Below are 17,392 nucleotides of genomic sequence, written 5' to 3' on the forward strand. Positions count from 1 at the left end.
GTCGATGCGCTGGTGATAGGGCGATCCCCACCGCCTGCCAATGCCGCCGGTCACGATCGGTTCGCGCCCCAGTCCCCTTTCCCGAGCGCCAGATAGACGCTGTCACACCAGCGGCCACCGACGCACCACGTCCGTTCGGCACGCCCGGTTTCGATAAATCCCAACCCGGAAAGCAGCGCCAGCGAGGCGACATTGTCCGGATCGACGTCGGCCACAATCTGCGGGAGGCGATGAACCACGAAGGCCCGGTCGATCACCGCAGCCAGCGCCTCGCGGGCGAAACCCTGCCGCCAATAGTCGGGGTGCAGGATGAAGCCGATCTCGGGAAAGCGATACAGCCCGACCTTGCCGATCACGCGCTCGTCACGCTCGATCACGAAATCCTCCCCCTCCCCGGGTGGGATCGCTATCGTATCGGCAAGCCAGTCCGCCGTTTGCGCGATATCGACATGGGGCGGGCTCGACCAGAAGCGCATGGCCCGCGCGTCCGACAGGACCGCGTGGAGATCGGCGACATCGCCAGGCCGAGCGGGCCGCAGCGCCAGCCGGGATGTTCGCAGGACGAATGGGTGCGCGCCATCGTCGATCATCGATCGAACCTCACCCAGGGATGGTGCCCCGCCTCGGCGGCGACGGTCGCCACGCCGCCGCGGTCGAGGTCGATCGCGATGCCCCCGGTGCGGGCGAGCAGGCGGCGGTCGATCGTCAGCCAGCGCGCCTTGCAGCCACGCGGCAGGCGGCGGTCGCTGATCACGATATCGGCACGCGCACAGATGCGGGTGAACCGGACCCAGTCGAGCCGATAGGGGCTGCGCGTCGCGGCGATGCGCCAGCGCCGGCCGCCGCGGGCAATCTCGGTCACGCACAGGTCGGTCGAGCAACGCGCCTGCATCAGCGCGTCGACCGGAAGCGGCTCGCCATCATGGCCCGCCGCCTCCCCCAGCATGCCGCGCACATAATCGCCCGCCCGTTCGCGCAGCAGCGCAACGCGGCCGTCGCCGAGGACGAAGGCGACATGCCGCCCGTCGCCCGTGATCAGCACGTCCGGCGCGGGTGCCGTCAGCGCGAGGAGCGTTGCAGCGGCGCAGGGCACGAGTCCCCAGCGCCGCCAGCCGGTCCGCCACAATGCGAGCCAGAGTCCACCCGCGACGAACAACCCGAAGGCGAGCCGCCCCATGGTCGGCAGCATCGTCACCGCCCCCGGCGCCTCGGCCACCGTGCGGGCCAGCCAGAGCAGGCCCGCCAATGCCTGCCCCGTCACCCACCAGAAGGGCGCCCCGAACCCGACGGCGTCGAACAGCAGCGCGAGCGCCTCGGCCGGCATGATCAGGAAGGTGGTCAGCGGGATGGCGACGATGTTGGCGAGCGCGCCATAGAGGCCCGACTTGTGGAAGTGGAACAGCGCGATCGGCGCCAGCGCCACCTCGATCACCAGACCGGAGAGCAACAGCAGCGCCAGCGACCTACCGCGACGGACGAGCCAGCCTTCCTCGCGCGGCGCGGCGAAGGCGCGGATGCGCGGGTGATCGAGCAGGGCGACTAGCGCGGTGACGGCGGCGAAGCTCAGCTGGAAGCTCGGCCCGGCAATCGCCTCGGGCCACAAGAGCAGGACCACCAGCGCGCCCGTCGCGACCAGCCGCAAGGTGATCGCCTCACGTCCCATCGCGATCCCGGCGAGGACGAGCAGCGCGGCGATGCAGGAGCGGATCGTCGGCACCTGCGCGCCCGATAATAATGTATAGACGATACCGGACAGCGCCCCCGCCCCGGCCGCGATCAGCAGCAAGGGCGCCCGCAGTGCCAGCGCCGGGCTGAGCGCAAGCAGGCGCAAGGTCAGCAGCATGACACCGCCAACGACGGCCGAGACGTGCAGTCCCGAGACCGACAACAGATGCGCGAGGCCCGCCCGGCGGAGCGCCTCGGCATCCTCCTCGGCGATGGCACCCTGATCTCCGGTCGCGAGCGAGGCGGCGACCCCGCCTTCGCTGCCCGGCAGCCGCCCCTCGATATGGCGCGACAATACCGCGCGCCGATCGGCGAGCCAGCCCAGCCACCCGCCCTGACTGCCCTGTGTTACCACCGGCGGATCGAGCGCCTTGCCGGTCGCTCCGAGCTGCTGGAACCAGGCGGTGCGGGCGAAGTCCTGCGCGCCGGGCACCGGCGGCGGCGCGGGTGGCATCAGCCGGGCGCGCACATTGATGCCGTCGCCCACCGATAGACGCTCGTCGACCTGCGCCTGATCGATGTTGAGGCGCAGCCGGGGCGGTAGCGGCGCAGCGACGTCCTCAACCGTCACGCGCACGATTTCCCGCGCGGGCAGCCGTTCGACCGAGACCACCCGCCCGGCCACCACCGCGACCACCGGCCGGTCGATCCGCGGCGAAGCGACCCAGTCGGCGCGCGTCCAGATCAGCACGACCCCGAACAGCGCGACCGCACCGCCCACCGCCATCATCCGACCCAGCCGCGAGCCCAGGCCGACCGCACATCCGACGAAGGCGAGCGCGGCAAAGCCCGCCATCGCCGCGAACCAGGCGAAGCGGTCGGGCAGCACCATCCAGGCGGCGATGCCCGCGCCGAGGGCTATCGGCAGCCACAAGGCGATCTGGTCGCGCTCCGCCTCCAGCCGCGTCTCGATCGCGGCGAGCGGGTTCAGCCCGCGCAGCGCCGCGCGCAGGCCGCCGGCGACCGCCGCAGGATCAGAAGCGGAGAGGATCGGCGAGCGGCTCACCGACATCGATCGCCTTGCCGAACAGCCGCGCCTCGGCCTGGACCGTGTCGAAATATTCCCACAGCTCGACGATCTGCCCGCCCTCGACGCGAAAGACCTGACAATAGGTCTGCTCGTAGTGCTGGCCGTCGAGCGTCTCGGCGCCGCCCTCCATCATGCCGACGACGATCGGCGGATCGACCGCGAAGATGCGATAGCGCCGGCCGAGATTGACCTTGCCCGGCACCAGATTGGCCATGACCTTGGGGAACACCTCCTCGAACAGCTGGCGCTTGCCGTTGCAGCGACCGGAGACCGCCGTCCGCCCCGACACGTTGAGCACCACGTCGTCGTGCATCGTCGCGGCGAAACCTTCGACGTCCATCCGCCCCAGGCAATCGTACCAGCGCTCCACCACCGCCCGTATATTCGTCATGCGCCCGTCCTTCCCGCGCCACCCTCTCGGGGCACAGGTCTATGCCGCGAGCCGGGGACCGGCAAGGGCGGGCGATTGCCTCGAAGCGGGGCATTTGCGCGGTCTCCCGGGCCATATTTGCGTTTTGAGCATCGTCAGCCAAATTGACCCGACCGGAAAATGCTTTAGGGGGCGCTGCACAGTCGCAGGCCTTCGCCCCGCAATCGGAGAATCGGCGCTTGAGCGCACAGACGGACACAAAAGCGGTCGTCACCCGCTTCGCCCCCTCGCCCACGGGATTCCTCCATATCGGCGGCGCCCGCACCGCCCTGTTCAACTGGCTGTTCGCGCGCCACCATGGCGGCCAATTCCTGTTGCGGATCGAGGATACCGATCGCGCCCGTTCGACGCAGCCCGCGATCGACGCCATTCTGGATGGAATGCGGTGGCTCGACCTGAACTGGGACGGCGATGTCGTCTATCAGTTTGCCCGCGCCGACCGCCATGCGCAGGTGGCGAACGAGCTGCTCGAAAAGGGCCACGCCTATCGCTGCTATGCGACGCCGGAGGAACTGGCCGAACTGCGCGAGCAGCAGCGCGCGGCCAAGCAGCCGCTGCGCTATGACGGCCGCTGGCGCGACCGCGATCCGTCCGAGGCGCCCGCCGGCGCGCCCTTCGTCATCCGCCTGAAGGCGCCGCGCGAGGGCGAGGTGACGATCGACGACAAGGTGCAGGGCCCGGTCACCGTGCAGAATGCCGAGCTGGACGACATGATCCTGCTGCGGTCGGACGGCACCCCCACTTATATGCTCGCAGTCGTCGTCGACGATCACGACATGGGCGTCACCCACGTCATCCGCGGTGACGACCATCTCAACAATGCCTTTCGCCAGCTGGCGCTGATCCGCGCGATGGGGTGGCCCGAGCCGGTCTATGCCCATATCCCGCTGATCCACGGCGCCGACGGCGCGAAACTGTCGAAGCGCCACGGCGCATTGGGCGTCGATGCCTATCGCGACGAGATGGGCCTCCTGGCCGAGGCGGTGAACAATTATCTGCTTCGGCTCGGCTGGGGCCATGGCGACGACGAGATCATCAGCCGCGAACAGGCGATCGAGTGGTTCGATCTGGCCGGCGTCGGCCGTTCGCCCTCGCGCTTCGATTTCAAGAAGCTCGAGAATCTCAATGGGCACTATATCCGCGAGGCCGACGACGCCCGCCTGGCCGCACTGATCGCCCCCGGAGTCGCAGCGGCGGCAGGGCGCGAATTCGGTGCTCAGGAGCAGGACCTACTGCTGCGCAGCATTCCCTACCTGAAGGTAAGGGCCAAGGATCTCAACGAGTTGACGGAAGGCGCAGCCTTTCTGTTTCGCACCCGCCCGCTCGATATGGACGAGAAGGCGGCATCGCTGCTAGACGAACCCGGCAAGGCGTTGCTGGCGCAGGCCCGCGAAGCGCTTGCCGCGACTGCCGACTGGTATGCGGACGCCCTCGAGGCGGCCGTCCGGTCGGTGGCGGAGCAAGGGGGGATCGGCCTCGGCAAGGTGGCGCAGCCGCTCCGCGCGGCGCTCACCGGACGCACGACCTCCCCGGGCATATTCGACGTTCTGGCCCTTCTCGGCCGCGAGGAGAGCCTGGGACGACTGGATGACCAGCTGCGCTGACGGCTGGTCGAGTTGGCATGAACCAGCCGGCTTGCCGGCACAGGGGCAAACGACAGGAGATTGAACATGGCTGAATCTGTGAAACTGGAGCTCGGCGGAAAGTCGTCCGAATATCCGGTCCTGTCGGGCACCGTCGGTCCCGATGTCGTCGACATCCGCAAGCTCTACGCGAACACCGGCGCCTTCACCTACGACCCCGGCTTCACCTCGACCGCGTCGTGCCAGTCGGCACTGACCTATATCGACGGCGACGAGGGCGTCCTGCTGCACCGCGGCTATCCGATCGACCAGCTCGCCGAGCAGTCGAGCTTCATGGAAGTCGCCTATCTGCTGCTCAACGGCGAGCTGCCGAGCGCGAAGGGCCTCGACGACTTCACCTACACGATCAGCCGCCACACCATGCTGCACGAGCAGCTGGCGCAATTCTATCGTGGCTTCCGTCGCGACGCGCACCCGATGGCGATCATGTGCGGCGTCGTCGGCGCGCTGTCGGCCTTCTACCACGACTCGACCGACATCAACGATCCGAAGCAGCGCCTGATCGCGTCGCACCGCCTGATCGCGAAGATCCCGACGATCGCGGCGATGGCCTATAAATATTCGGTGGGTCAGCCCTTCGTCTATCCGAAGAACGACCTCAGCTACACCGCCAACTTCCTGCGCATGACCTTCGGCGTTCCGGCCGAGGAGTATGAGGCGGATCCAGTGATCGTGTCGGCAATGGACAAGATCTTCATCCTGCACGCCGACCACGAGCAGAACGCGTCGACCTCGACCGTCCGTCTGGCCGGTTCGTCGGGCGCCAACCCGTTCGCCTGCATCGCGGCCGGCATCGCCTGCCTGTGGGGGCCGGCGCATGGCGGCGCGAACGAGGCGGCGCTCAACATGCTGCGCGAGATCGGCACCCCGGATCGCATCCCCGAGTACATCGCCCGCGCGAAGAACAAGGACGATCCCTTCCGCCTGATGGGCTTCGGCCATCGCGTGTACAAGAATTTCGACCCGCGCGCGAAGGTGCTCAGCAAAGCCGCTACCGAGGTGCTCGACAAGCTGGGCATCAACGACCCGGTCCTCGACACCGCCCGCGAACTCGAGCGGATCGCGCTGAGCGACCCCTATTTCATCGACAAGAAGCTCTACCCGAATGTCGATTTCTATTCGGGCGTGATCCTGTCGGCGATCGGCTTCCCGACGACGATGTTCACCGTTCTCTTCGCCCTCGCCCGCACCGTCGGCTGGGTCGCGCAGTGGAACGAGATGATCTCGGACCCCGAGCAGAAGATCGGCCGCCCGCGCCAGCTCTACACCGGCCCGACGCAGCGCGACTACGTCCCCGTCAGCCAGCGCTAAGGCGCCGGTCCCGATCGGCGCGAGAATCAGGGGGTCGGTGCCCAGCACCGGCCCCCTTTTTTGTCGCGCGGAGCATAAACTCCTCCCCGGCAACGGGGAGGGGGCCGCCGAAGGCAGTGAGGGAAAGGGGCCCGCCTCCCGCCCGGCGACATCAGGGAGATGAGGAAGACCCCTCCACCATCCTGCGGATGGTCCCCCTCCCCGTTCCGGGGAGGAACCGGCGCCTCCCGCCTTCCGCCTCCCCAAATCCTTGGCGCCCTCGGAAACGAACCTTCCCGCGCCACCGGCAGCCATCAATAATTCCTCCCCGGCACGGGGAGGGGGACCGGCGAAGCCGGTGGAGGGGAAGGCGCAACCCCTCCCACCCGCGTTGCCGGTGAGGAGCCGAAGCTCTACGGGACAGCGATTCCCGTCACCCGCTGTTCAGCTTGACGCATCCACGCTAGTCTGAACCCGAACGCCACAAGGATCGACGGCCCGCGCAATGACGAAGCTGAACCGACGCGGCCTGCTCGCGGCCCTTCCCGCCCTTTACCTCGCTACCCGCACCGGCAGCGTCGGCGCGAGCAAGGCAGGGATCGCCGGGCAAGCCAGCTTTCAGGACCAACTGGCTCCCTTCTGGGATCAGCTGGCGATGCTTCCCAGCATCCGCCAGCCCGCGACGAAAGCGCCCACCGACGGCATCTGCTACATGTTCACCAACAAGGATTGTGCCGTGTGCCAAGTGGTGCACCAGCAATTCCCCCGGGGCTTCCGCGCGCTGGAGATGCGCTACATCGTCTATCCCTGGCCGGGCGAACCCTATCGCGAGCTCAACTATCTCTACCGTCCGGAAACGACTCTCGCCGAGTATGAGGCCTATATGGCGAAGAAGCTGACCGCGACCTCGCCCTCCGACAGCAGCGCGCAGGTCGACCTCGTCATGGCCGTCGCCGCCGACATGGCATCGGCGCTGGTCGAAGGCGACAGCTTCGGCACACCCTTCTTCTTCCACGGCGTGGAAGGCGATACGCCCGGCCGGATGATCTTCAGCGCGGGGGACATCGTGGCGATGGGACCGTTATTGGATCGGGCGGCTTAGGCTCGCGCTACACCGTTCGGGGGAGTCGATTGCGAACGAGTGGGAATCCGGTATCATCGGATCTTGGAGAAATAGCCGCCGTGACCAATGCCTTGCCCATTTCCATCAATCGCCATGCGACGATTTACCGTTGCCCTCCGGTGCTCTCCACCGAAGTCGCGGGAGAGGCGACGATGATGGATATGGAAAGCGGCCTCTATTTCGGCTTGGATTCGATCGGAACGGACATGTGGCAGCGGCTCGAACATCCCCAGAGTCTGGCTGCCCTGTCCGACGGGATGGCACAAGACTATGCCGCCGACGCGGATCGGATCGAACGGGATCTTGGCGCTTTGCTTCTGACGATGGCGGACCACGGCCTTGTCGAGTTCCGCTGATCGGGCTGCAGCGCAGCAACGATCGGGAGCTGACCTCGCGAAGGACGACTGGCTGACGGCCCGGATCGGGCGCAACAGCGTCGCACAGAATCTCGATCAGGCCGTTGCGAAGGGCGCCCTCGAGCGCAACGATAAAGATAGCTATACCCTGCCCGCAGACGACCGTTCGCATGACCGCACCGCGCGCAATCCGGTGCCTTGGCCCTATCCCTGCCGGAAGCTCCTCTTCCTGTTCGACAATGTCTATGAGCGTCGTCAGGTCCCCTCGACGTGCCGCAGCTGCTACAAGGTCAAGGTGGCGCCTCGCAAGGTATCGCAGCTTGTGCGCATATTCGATGCCACGGTCGGAAAGCCCTATCCGTCGAAGTTCCAGCCGGATATGGACGCCCATTACACATCCGACGTCTACGGCGCCTATTTCTACGCTGACGGTCTTGAACAGGCGCGGGCAATTCATCGGGACATCAGCGCTACATTGATCGAAGACTCTGCGCTTGATGGCGTTCCGATCACGATCAAGCGCGGATGCACGGAATATGAGATGCATTGCGGTCCATCGGACCAGTATAGTTTCCCGGATGGGCTGCCGGCGATCGAGGAAAAGCTGCTGGAGATGATCGATATGCCTGCCGGCACATCGAGACACAGTTCCCGCAACCTCATCATCCTCATGTGGGTCCGGCAGGCATTCCGCATCGGCGACGACAGCTATCTCGAACTCACGGGTGGACGCCGCCTTTTTCCGGAAACCGTGAAATACGCCCCCTGATCGGCCGTCGGCGCGCATCCTACTCTCTTTTTTTCCGGGCAACGAAGATGCACTATGAGCTTTGCGGTCTTAAATTCGCGTCCGAATTGCCTCTCCCGGAGCTTCTTCCCTGGTCCGGCGACGATCGGCCGGCGGATGTGGACATCATCCTAGGAAGCGTTGGCCCCAGCCTCGACGAGGCAATTCATGTCGGACCTTTTTTTCAGGCATCGCGCGACGGTAGCTGCCGCTACGAGATTGCCGACGTTGCAGCCTACAGGATCGAGGGCGGGCGTCGCATCACGATTGCGCCGCGCCTGCCGGTCGGCGAACCCGCAATCCGTGTCTTCCTGCTCGGAAGCGTATTTGGCCTGCTTTGTCACCAGCGCGGCCTGATTCCCCTTCATGCAGGCTGCGTCGAGATCGACGGAAAAGCCGTCGCCTTCGCGGGCAATTCGGGGGCAGGCAAATCGACGCTCGCAGCCGCGTTCCATCGTCTGGGTTTTCCCATACTCGCTGATGACGTGACGGTGGTCGATGTAAACGGAGCAGCTCGACCGGTTGTCCTACCATCCTTTCCCGGCATGAGACTTTGGCGCGACACGATGGACGCCCTTGATATCTCAAGCGGCGGGCTTGATCGCGTGCGGCCTGATATCGACAAATATCTGATTCCGATCGAACAAAACCCGGTCCGCTCGCCCCTGCCGCTTTCCATGGTATTTCACCTGAGGATCGCCAAGGATCATCGGCAGGTTGGCGACCAGTTGCTTGCCGGCTCCTCCGCGCTATCCGCCTTGCTAGACTCGGTCTATCGACGCATGTCGGCCTTCCGGATGGGGCGGAGAGAAGCACTGCTCGCCCGGCTCATGCGCGTGCTTGCGGCGCCGTCCGTCGAACTGACCCGGATCATGGACATGGATCAGCTCGATGCGACCGTGGACCACATGGTGCGCCGCGTCCGCACGGAGATGGAACTGGTCTCGGGATGAGCTGCTATCATTGGCTGGCCTCCTACCCCAAGTCGGGAAACACATGGCTGCGGCTCGCCTTGGCAAGCCTCAGTAAGGGCGGCCAGAACCTGGACTTCCGGTCATCCGAACTGTTCGCACCGATCGCGTGCGATCGCGCCGCAATGGACGAGGTGGCGGACGTCGACAGCGCAGCCCTGACTCTGGCCGAGGAGGAGGCTGCCCGTCCGGCCTTCTTTCGTCTCGAGGCGGCCTGGCTGGGCAAGCCACAGCTGCGAAAGGTCCATCACGCCTGGACCCGCACGGCTGCGGGCGAACCGCTCTTCCCTCCCGACGTCACGGCAAGCGCCGTTTACGTCATCCGCGACCCCCGTGACGTTGCCATTTCGCTAGCCCATCACCATGGCTCCAGCATCGATGCCGCCATCGCCTTCATGGACGATCCGGCTGCCATGCTTGCAGGCGGGTCAGGCTATGGCAGCCCCCAGTTGCGACAAAGGCTGCTGACGTGGAGCGACCATGCGCGCAGCTGGCTTGCCTCCCCAATACAACCACTATTGGTTCGGTTCGAGGACATGCTCGACACCCCTGCGGATTCGCTCGAACGGGTTGCCCGCCATCTCCGCTGGAACCCGTCTGCCAGCGCAATAGCGGGCGCTGTAGAGGCGAGCCGCTTCGACGCCCTCCAGGCACAGGAAGAACGGCACGGCTTTCGTGAGCGGACGCGGGCAGAAGTTCCCTTCTTCAGACGCGGCTTAGCAGGCGGGTGGCGCGACAGCCTCACACCGGCGCAGAGGCAGCGCATCGAAGCCAGCCACGGCGAGGCTATGGCGATGTTTGGCTATCTTTGACCTTTCATCCGCCATTGCTGGGGTCAAGCCAGCGCAGGAAGGAACCTACATGGAGGCCCCGCACCAGGGTCGACCGATAGGCAGGCCCCGCCGCCGTCGCAGCTTCGGCGGTCGCGGGCCATTGGTCGAGCAGGCGCTTGAGCCGTGGCAGGTCCAGCGCCTGCCGCGCGAGGGGCGAGGTCTCGATCTCTTCCAGCTGCTCGTGCAGGCGATCCCGCCGCAGCCTCAGATTGTGAAACCATTCTGCATTCTGTTCGGCCTTGACGCTGTTGTCGCGAACCTCCTTCGGGAGCACATCGCGGAAAGCCTCACGCGCCAGCCAGCGGAAGCGGCCATCCCGCACGAACGCTCTTTCAGGCAGTGACAGACAGAAATCGACCACCCGGCGGTCACTGAACGGACTCGTATGGTCGACTCCGGTCAGAGCGCGCAAAGCTGCGATATTGTCGACGGTCCCCGCCCGCCGCCGCATGTAGATGTCCACCGCTTCCCGATATCCGGGCGGGCGATGGCGAAAGCCTCCCGGAAACCCCTCTTCGATCAGGAGCTCGGTCACGCCGGCCTCTTGGGCGAAGTCCGGGTGAATGGGGCTGTAGTGGCGCCAATCCCCGGGGCGTGGCCCCTTGCCACGTATCAAATTCCATGTGCCGCCGAAGAAAGCCATATCGATATGGTCGCGCAGGCGGCCCTGCCCCCCGCGAGCCAGACGCCACGCTTCGAGCGCCGCTCTCGCTGGCTCGCCCTGACGAACCAATGCCGACAGCGACCCGCGGTGGGTGATCGACATCTCACCCTCGTCACCGGTCATCAGCATCTGCACACCGGCAGCCTGCGCGTGCTGCCACGCACCGAGCAGCCAACCGATATTCGGCGCGAGCCCGATGGGCTGGCCCGTCGCTACGAAAAGATGCGTCGGGTCGACGTCTACCCTGTGAACCGGAGGCATGATGTGATCGATCCGCAAATTGCCGTGGCAGCGCGCCAGCGCCTCCAGTTGCGGACGACCGTCCGGCACCCAGCCGGGATGCACGGCCAGGTCCTGATCGCCTGGCACGAGGGCGATACCGAGAACGGATTCAGGCGCCCGCACCGCCGCCGCCACGCCAGCCACGATCGAAGAATCGAGACCACCGCTGAGCGAAACCGCAACCGGCCCGGTCCGGGCACGATCGCATATAGCGCGCTCCAGCAGCTCGCGCGCGCCTTCGGTCCATTCGGAGGGTTTGACCGGACCGGGGCGGCGAAACGGGCGCCAGTTCGCCTCGAGCCGCAATCGCTCGGCCGTGATTATGGCCGTCGTGCCCGGCAGGACATGGCGGATGTCGCGATAGACCGTCCGGTCGCCCATGCCGGGATGAAGTGCTACGAATTCGGCCAGCGCCTGCCGATCCAGGTCGCGGGGCACGTCGGGAAGCGCGAGCAGAGCGCGAACGCTGGTGGCGAAAGCGACGAGTCGGGTATCACGATAATAATATAGCGAGCGGGATGCAGAGGGATCCCTCGCAAGAATCAGACACGCATTCGCAGCGTCCCAGATCGCCCACGCAAACTCGCCCAGCATCTCGCGCGGTGCATCCGTCCCCCAGCGGTCGAACGCAGCCAGGACCAGCGTCTTGTCATCGGGCTCCCGATCGGACAGATTCAGACGTGCCGCCAGATGGACGCGATCATCGACGCGTCCGTCGAATAGCGAAACTATGGGCCCGTCCGGCTTTTGTCGGGAAGAAGATCTACCGCGTTCCGCGAGCGCGGCGACAAGGGGAGGCGCCGAGACTATCGTCGGCTTCAGATGACCTGTTGCCGTCGCTGCAGAAATCAATCGGGCCGAGTCACCCGGGTCAAGCGGGCCCCTGCCATCCCAGCGAACGATGCCGGCGAACGCGCTCATGCCATGCGCTGAAAACGCAGCGTTTTCAGCGTAGATGCTTCAACGTGCAAACGAAAGGAGCGTCAGGAGGTTGGCGCGAATATCGACGAGCCGTCGTTGCGGGACGAGGTGCTGCCGCTGCGGGTAATTTCATCGACATGCTCGACTTTCAGCACAGGCGGGTGCCACGGCCGCAGAGGAGCCTGATTGTCGCGCTCGGGCATCCGTCCAACAGTGTCAGTCATCGGTATCTGCCTTTCCTGCAACCCTATTCCTGAAGGTGCATAGGTAGCGACCCAATGCCTGTCAACGAACGCTACGCAGGCCTGCGGCCCGCATCACGCCTTCTTCCTCACCCCACCGCCGGTAGCGACCAATCGATCGGCTCCATCCCATGCGCCTCCAGAAAGGCATTGGCCTTCGAGAAATGCCGGCATCCGAAGAAGCCGTTATAGGCCGATAGCGGCGAGGGGTGCGGCGCCTTCAGCACGAGATGGCGGCCGCCCTTGTCGGTGCTGTCGACGAAGGCCGCCTTCTTCTGCGCATAGCTGCCCCACAGCAGAAAGACGACCGGATCGGTCTTCGCGTTGACCAGCCGGATCACCGCGTCGGTGAACTTCTCCCAGCCGCGGTCGCGGTGGGAGGCGGCCTGGGCCATTTCCACGGTCAGCACCGAATTGAGCAGCAGCACGCCCTGTTCGGCCCAATGTTCGAGGAAGCCGTGCGCCGGCCGTTCCAGCCCCAGGTCGCTATGCAGTTCTTTGTAGATGTTGACGAGGCTGGGCGGCGGCGGAACGCCCGGGCGCACGCTGAAGCACAGGCCATGCGCCTGGCCGGGGCCGTGATAGGGGTCCTGCCCCAGAATCACGACCCGTACCTTGTCGAGCGGGGTGAGATCGAGCGCCCGGAACCATTCGCTCGCCGCCGGGAAAATGCGACGGCCCTGGCCGCGCTGCTCGACCAGAAACTGGCGCAGCGCCGCCATATAGGGGGCCTCGAATTCGGGGGCGAGCGGTCCCTTCCAGCTCTCGTGCAGCTTGATGTCGGCCATGGCCGCTGTGTGGCGCAGCTTGAGCGGAGGAACAAGAGCGGCGGGAGGCTGAGCGCGGGCCGGGCCGCGCGGGCGCGATCAGACCAGCAGGCGCTCGATCGCCTGGGCGAGCGCGACATAGAGCTTGCCCATGTCGGACGACAGCATCGTCACCGCCAGCGCCCCGCCGTCGCGGCTGGCGAGAACGCGGCGCAGCAGCGCCTCGAAATCGTGGATGTAGCGATTCACATGGCCGCGGAAATCGACGTCGGCATCATAGAGCGCCGCGATCCGCCGCGCCTCCTCGGTCCGCAGCAGGCGGACGGCGGCGCGGGTGAACGCGCCGTGGTCGCCATGGAGATAGGCCTTCCATGCGCCGTCGGGCACGTCGTGCGACAGCAGCTTGGTGACGTCGATCGCGGCCGAGTTCAGATGCTCGACGAGCACGGCGACCTCGCGGCTGATCGCTTCCTGGTCGGTCCTTTCCTGGCTCGCGCCCGCCTCGGCGACGCGCTTCTCCATCGTTGCGGCCGCCTCGGTGATCGACAGCATCTGCTGCATCAGTCGCTCGCTCGCCTGATTGGCGGCCGCGACCGCCGCCTCGGCGGTGTCGGAGATCAGGTGGATGCGCTGGGTGATCTGATCGCCGAAGGTGCGCTCGATCGCCTCGGCGCCGCTGCGCGCGAGCGTCTCGCTGGCATCGGGGATGATCGATTCGAGCGCCTCGCGCGCGCCGCGCGCCGCTTCGCTCGCGGTTTCGCGTACCTTGAGGATGGCATCGACCAGCTTGCTGCCCGACAGCTCGGACAGAGCGCGCATATTGCCCTCGCTCTCGGCGATCAGGCGGGCGAGTTCGTTCGAATGGTCGCGGAGCGCCTCGAGCCGGGCATTGGCCTCTTCGGCGAAGGCGTCGGACAGTTCGCGCTGGCGTTCGAGCAGGGCGTCACCATCGGCGGCGATGCCGGCCATGCGGCGGGCGGCGAGATCGCCCAACCCCGCAATCGCCTCGCGCTGGCGGTCGATCAGCAGGTCCGCCGAGCCGAGCCGGTCGGTCGCGCGCTCGACGGTCTGGGTCAGCTGTTCGGCCTGCGCCGTGATCGCGCGCATCACGCCGTCCCCGCGCGCGGCCTCCGCCTCGACCCGGTGCATCACCTGGGGCAGGTCGCGCTCGACATTGGCGATGATCGAATCGAACGCGATACGCAGCGCATTGGCGCGGTCAGTCAGCGTGCGCGCGCCGGCCATGCTGTTGGTCACCGCCTGGCCGAGATTGTCGACATGGTCGCTGAGGGTCACGACCAGTTCGGCGAGGTCGGCGGTCTGTTCGGTGCTGGTGGCACCCAGCGCCTCGAACCGGCTTTCGATCGCCGACAGCGCATGTTCGAGATTGGCGACCAGCCGGCGCGCATCCTCGTCCTGGCGAGTCAGCTGGCGCGACAGGTCGGCCGCCATGGCACCCATTTCGGTCAGGCGTTGCGCGATCGAGGCGGCGGCGGCGGTACCGGCCTCGTCCAGCGCAGCGCGGCCATGGTCGATCATCGCCGCCATCGCCTCGCGCTGGGCATCGATGCCCGATCCGACCTGGTCGATCGCATGGACCGCCTTGTCGAGCGTGCCGTCGATCGTCTGGCCAAGCGAGGCCGCCGCCTCCTCGATCGTACGGGTGGTGCGCTCGGCGCGGGTTTCGATTCGGCCGATCTGGGTCGCGAGACGGCCCGAGGCGGCGCCGATCATCTCGTCCGCCTCATGGCTGCGCGCGACGATCGCCGACAGCGCCTCCGACAGGCCATCGGCGTGATCCTTGGCAGTGCCGCCGATCGACCCGATCAGTTCGGCCACTTCCTTCACCATGTCGAGCGAGCGCGGCAGGTCCTGCATCAGCCCGCTCATGTCCGAGCGGGCACCGCCGGCCGCGTTCTGCAGCAACTCGGTCTGGCGCGCGAGGAGGTCGGTCTCGTCGCGCATGTCCATGCTAATCTGCTGGAGCTTTTCGGCCGCACGGTTGCCTTCGTCGAGCAGCGCATTGGTGTGACCGGCAAGATCGGTGCGGCGGTTGTCGAGCACGGCGGTGATCCGGCCCACAGCCTCTTCCAGCCGACGCGCCTCGACCCGCAGCGACAGCGCGGTATCACCGAAGCGCTTCGCCTCGCGCAGCGAGCCACGCTGGAGCAGGATGTACAGAATGCCGAGCAAGGCAAGCGGGCCGCTGAGCAGCGCTACGCCATTGGCGATTGCGGCGAGGTCGCCCGAAGTGGGCGCGGCGCCGCCGATCCATAGCGCGACCCAGCCGGTCGCGAGCGCGCCGAACAGCACCCCGATGGCGATGTCGGCACCGCGACGACGCGGCATATAGGAAACCGGATCGAGATGCGCCGGCGCATCCTCGCGAGCGCCCTCACCAAGGATCAGCTCGCTGCTGTCGGCCGGGATTTCGGAGGTCGTGGGGCTGTCCGCATCGTCCCCGTTCGGCAGCGTCGCGGCGGAACGAACGGCCTCGGCCTCGGCCGCGTTGGCGGCGCGCCAGCGATCCAGCGGATGCGGTGCCTTCCCCATGGGCTCAACCCCTACAGGAATCGCGAGTCGCGGCATAGCCCGCAGTAACGAAATCTTTACGCCTGCGGGCGCTGATGGCGGGATGACCATCGATCCCGGAACGCTCGACCGCCTTCTCGCAGACGCCGTCGGCCCCGACAGCGCGGTTGCGGCCGATCTGCGGGCGCTGTTCCTCGCCTCGGCCACCCAGCATCTCGCCGCTATGTCGCAACCCTCATCGCCTGCGTTCTGGCGCGAGGAGGCGCTTCGCCTGCAGGGGCTTGCCGCGAGCTTCGGTCTGGTCGAACTGGCGGATCAGGCCGCCGAAGCAGCGGCCTCCGCCCCCGACACGGCTATGCTCGACCGGCTCGCCTGCAGCCTGGCAGACTGCCGCCGCTGAGGCACCGCTCGGCGGTTGCCCAACCAGCCGCCGTCTTGCCGTCTCGACCCGGCCCGAAAGGGGACGGGCGGGGCCATGATCGGCTTTGCAGAATCCTCCTTTTCCCCCTATTGCGACCGGCTTGCCGAGGGGGACGTGTCCATTGCCGCTCGCCGCGCTGATTGCCGCGCAGGATCAGGTCGACCGGGGTGACGGGCTGCGCGCGGTCCTGCCGCTGGCCGGTCGCACGCTGATCGAACATCAGGCCGGGCTGGCCCGCCGGGCCGGCGCCGCGCATGTCGTGGTGCTGGTCGAGCGCGTACCCGCCGCACTCGCACAGGCGATCGACCGTCTGCGGCGCGACGGTCTGCGGATCGAGATAGCCCGCACCGTCGGCGATGCCGTCGACCGATTCCATCCCGACGAACGCGTGCTGCTGATCGCCGATGGCGTGGTCGCGGCGCAGGCGGCGGTCGACGCGCTGGTCGATACGCCTGGCCCCGCTTTGCTCGCGCTGCCGGACATGCCAGACCATGAGGCGTTCGAACGGATCGATGCCGAGGACCGCTGGGGCGGCTATGCCGTGATGGACAAGGCGATGCTCGTCGCCACCGCCAACATGCTGGGGGACTGGGATTTCAGCTCCACCCTGTTGCGCCGGCTGGTGCAGGGCGATGCCCTGCGCGTGCCGGCATTGGCGCCCGACGGCCCGGCGGCGGAGGGGGGCGCGGCGCTACCGCCGCCGGTGATCGCGACCGGGCCGGCCGCGACCGCTGCGGTCGAGCGGCTGATGCTCAGCCGCGCCGAGCGCGACGAGGGCAACTGGGCCGAACGCCATCTCCACCGGTTGATCGCGGCCCCGCTGCTGCCGCAGGCGATGGTCCGGCGGATCGACGAGCGGCAGGTCGCCTGGGGATCGGTCGCGGTTGCCTGGCTCGCGCTATTGCTGGCGGGGTTCGGCTATTTCTGGGGGGCCGCGCTGCTGCTGCCGATCGCCGCTGCGGGAGGGGCGCTGGCCCGGCGCATGGGGCTGGTGTGGAGCGACGCCCCCGCCGAATTCCTCCCCGGCGCGGCACGGATGCTGGCGAGTGCCGCGGTGCTAGGTCTGCTCGCGCGGCACGAGGCGGCGACCGGGGGCTGGGGCTGGTGGACAATTGCACTGCTGGTGCCCGCGTCGCTCGGCGGAATGGCAGCCCTCCGCCCGGTGGCCCGAGCGCTGCGGGCGCCGCCGACGCCGCTCTGGACCGCCAGCGAAGATGCGCTACTGTGGCTGGCACCGGCCCTGGCGGTGCTGGGCGGGTGGCGCTGGGCGATCGCGGCGCTCGCGGCCTATGCCATGGCCTCTTTCCTCGAACGCTTCCGGGCGGTGTGGAAGAGCGCCAGTGCTTGCGAGGATTGATCGTTTAGCTTCGATTTA

The 17,392-nt window shown here is 67.0% G+C and carries 16 protein-coding genes; 9 read left to right on the plus strand and 7 right to left on the minus strand.

Translation table 11 applies throughout. From position 1 onward, the window contains the following. Positions 1-50: 50 nt before the first annotated feature. The 3 genes from KAY22_RS00665 to KAY22_RS00675 are packed head-to-tail and all read right to left on the minus strand — an operon-like array spanning position 51 to position 3,146. Positions 51-590 carry a GNAT family N-acetyltransferase gene (locus KAY22_RS00665; protein WP_296618869.1) on the minus strand — a complete coding sequence of 180 codons (540 nt, stop codon included), beginning with the start codon at positions 588-590 and terminating at the stop codon, positions 51-53. Further along, positions 587-2,731: a ComEC/Rec2 family competence protein gene (locus KAY22_RS00670; RefSeq protein ID WP_296618871.1), complete on the minus strand. Its 2,145-nt coding sequence runs from the start codon at positions 2,729-2,731 to the stop codon at positions 587-589. The genes KAY22_RS00665 and KAY22_RS00670 overlap by 4 nt, the downstream gene beginning before the upstream one ends. Beyond that, entirely contained in the window at positions 2,700-3,146 is a 447-nt protein-coding gene (locus tag KAY22_RS00675; RefSeq protein ID WP_296618872.1) for a nuclear transport factor 2 family protein, read from the minus strand. The genes KAY22_RS00670 and KAY22_RS00675 overlap by 32 nt, the downstream gene beginning before the upstream one ends. A 218-nt stretch (positions 3,147-3,364) precedes the next feature. Between KAY22_RS00675 and gltX the strand changes: the two genes are divergently transcribed. The 7 genes from gltX (at position 3,365) to KAY22_RS00710 (ending at position 10,167) form a co-directional block, all read left to right on the plus strand. Next, positions 3,365-4,789 carry a glutamate--tRNA ligase gene (gene gltX / locus KAY22_RS00680; RefSeq protein ID WP_296618873.1) on the plus strand — a complete coding sequence of 475 codons (1,425 nt, stop codon included), beginning with the start codon at positions 3,365-3,367 and terminating at the stop codon, positions 4,787-4,789. 66 nt (positions 4,790-4,855) lie between these two features. Next, entirely contained in the window at positions 4,856-6,139 is a 1,284-nt protein-coding gene (gene gltA, locus KAY22_RS00685) for a citrate synthase (protein ID WP_296618875.1), read from the plus strand. Positions 6,140-6,623: 484 nt separating this feature from the next. Beyond that, complete coding sequence (locus tag KAY22_RS00690; protein ID WP_296618877.1) at positions 6,624-7,220, plus strand: permease; 597 nt, start codon at positions 6,624-6,626, stop codon at positions 7,218-7,220. A gap of 80 nt (positions 7,221-7,300) precedes the next feature. Beyond that, the gene (locus tag KAY22_RS00695) at positions 7,301-7,597 is read left to right on the plus strand and encodes a PqqD family protein (protein WP_296618881.1); all 297 of its coding nucleotides are present in this window, start codon (positions 7,301-7,303) and stop codon (positions 7,595-7,597) included. Then, positions 7,581-8,366 (plus strand): hypothetical protein, encoded by a 786-nt coding sequence (locus tag KAY22_RS00700; RefSeq protein ID WP_296618882.1) that lies wholly within the window; start codon positions 7,581-7,583, stop codon positions 8,364-8,366. Before KAY22_RS00695 ends, KAY22_RS00700 begins: the two co-directional genes overlap by 17 nt. After that, complete coding sequence (locus KAY22_RS00705; RefSeq protein WP_296618885.1) at positions 8,270-9,337, plus strand: hypothetical protein; 1,068 nt, start codon at positions 8,270-8,272, stop codon at positions 9,335-9,337. The genes KAY22_RS00700 and KAY22_RS00705 overlap by 97 nt, the downstream gene beginning before the upstream one ends. Then, positions 9,334-10,167, plus strand: coding sequence for a sulfotransferase domain-containing protein (locus KAY22_RS00710; RefSeq protein ID WP_296618887.1), 834 nt, complete (start codon positions 9,334-9,336; stop codon positions 10,165-10,167). The genes KAY22_RS00705 and KAY22_RS00710 overlap by 4 nt, the downstream gene beginning before the upstream one ends. Positions 10,168-10,171: 4 nt before the next feature. On the opposite strand, the gene KAY22_RS00715 is transcribed toward KAY22_RS00710, so the two are convergent. The 4 genes from KAY22_RS00715 to KAY22_RS00730 all read right to left on the minus strand — a co-directional run bounded on the left by KAY22_RS00715 (position 10,172) and on the right by KAY22_RS00730 (position 15,617). Further along, the gene (locus tag KAY22_RS00715; protein WP_296618890.1) at positions 10,172-12,055 is read right to left on the minus strand and encodes an asparagine synthase-related protein; all 1,884 of its coding nucleotides are present in this window, start codon (positions 12,053-12,055) and stop codon (positions 10,172-10,174) included. Between the two features lie 62 nt (positions 12,056-12,117). Next, entirely contained in the window at positions 12,118-12,279 is a 162-nt protein-coding gene (locus tag KAY22_RS00720; RefSeq protein ID WP_296618891.1) for a hypothetical protein, read from the minus strand. A 107-nt stretch (positions 12,280-12,386) separates the two neighbouring features. Then, positions 12,387-13,085: a uracil-DNA glycosylase gene (gene ung, locus KAY22_RS00725; RefSeq protein WP_296618893.1), complete on the minus strand. Its 699-nt coding sequence runs from the start codon at positions 13,083-13,085 to the stop codon at positions 12,387-12,389. A gap of 78 nt (positions 13,086-13,163) precedes the next feature. Further along, the gene (locus KAY22_RS00730; protein WP_296618895.1) at positions 13,164-15,617 is read right to left on the minus strand and encodes a hypothetical protein; all 2,454 of its coding nucleotides are present in this window, start codon (positions 15,615-15,617) and stop codon (positions 13,164-13,166) included. Positions 15,618-15,699: 82 nt separating this feature from the next. On the opposite strand from KAY22_RS00730, the gene KAY22_RS00735 reads away from it, so the two are divergent. Together KAY22_RS00735 and KAY22_RS00740 are read left to right on the plus strand one after the other, a co-directional pair. Continuing rightward, positions 15,700-15,996, plus strand: a complete 297-nt coding sequence (locus KAY22_RS00735; protein WP_296618897.1) for a hypothetical protein — start codon at positions 15,700-15,702, stop codon at positions 15,994-15,996. 142 nt (positions 15,997-16,138) lie between these two features. Further along, on the plus strand, positions 16,139-17,374 hold the full coding sequence (locus KAY22_RS00740; protein WP_296618899.1) for a hypothetical protein: 1,236 nt from the start codon (positions 16,139-16,141) through the stop codon (positions 17,372-17,374). The last annotated feature ends 18 nt before the right edge of the window (positions 17,375-17,392 follow it).

It is taken from the genome of Rhizorhabdus sp. (assembly GCF_018006725.1).
GTDB lineage: Bacteria > Pseudomonadota > Alphaproteobacteria > Sphingomonadales > Sphingomonadaceae > Rhizorhabdus.

Excerpts from the sequence above, each read along its gene's own strand:
- KAY22_RS00710 (WP_296618887.1), top strand. The coding sequence starts at position 9,334 with ATGAGCTGCTATCATTGGCTGGCCTCCTACCCCAAGTCGGGAAACACA.
- KAY22_RS00730 (WP_296618895.1), bottom strand. The coding sequence starts at position 15,617 with ATGGGGAAGGCACCGCATCCGCTGGATCGCTGGCGCGCCGCCAACGCG.
- KAY22_RS00675 (WP_296618872.1), bottom strand. The coding sequence starts at position 3,146 with ATGACGAATATACGGGCGGTGGTGGAGCGCTGGTACGATTGCCTGGGG.
- KAY22_RS00690 (WP_296618877.1), top strand. The coding sequence starts at position 6,624 with ATGACGAAGCTGAACCGACGCGGCCTGCTCGCGGCCCTTCCCGCCCTT.
- ung (WP_296618893.1), bottom strand. The coding sequence starts at position 13,085 with ATGGCCGACATCAAGCTGCACGAGAGCTGGAAGGGACCGCTCGCCCCC.
- KAY22_RS00665 (WP_296618869.1), bottom strand. The coding sequence starts at position 590 with ATGATCGACGATGGCGCGCACCCATTCGTCCTGCGAACATCCCGGCTG.
- KAY22_RS00720 (WP_296618891.1), bottom strand. The coding sequence starts at position 12,279 with ATGACTGACACTGTTGGACGGATGCCCGAGCGCGACAATCAGGCTCCT.
- KAY22_RS00735 (WP_296618897.1), top strand. The coding sequence starts at position 15,700 with ATGACCATCGATCCCGGAACGCTCGACCGCCTTCTCGCAGACGCCGTC.
- KAY22_RS00715 (WP_296618890.1), bottom strand. The coding sequence starts at position 12,055 with ATGAGCGCGTTCGCCGGCATCGTTCGCTGGGATGGCAGGGGCCCGCTT.
- gltA (WP_296618875.1), top strand. The coding sequence starts at position 4,856 with ATGGCTGAATCTGTGAAACTGGAGCTCGGCGGAAAGTCGTCCGAATAT.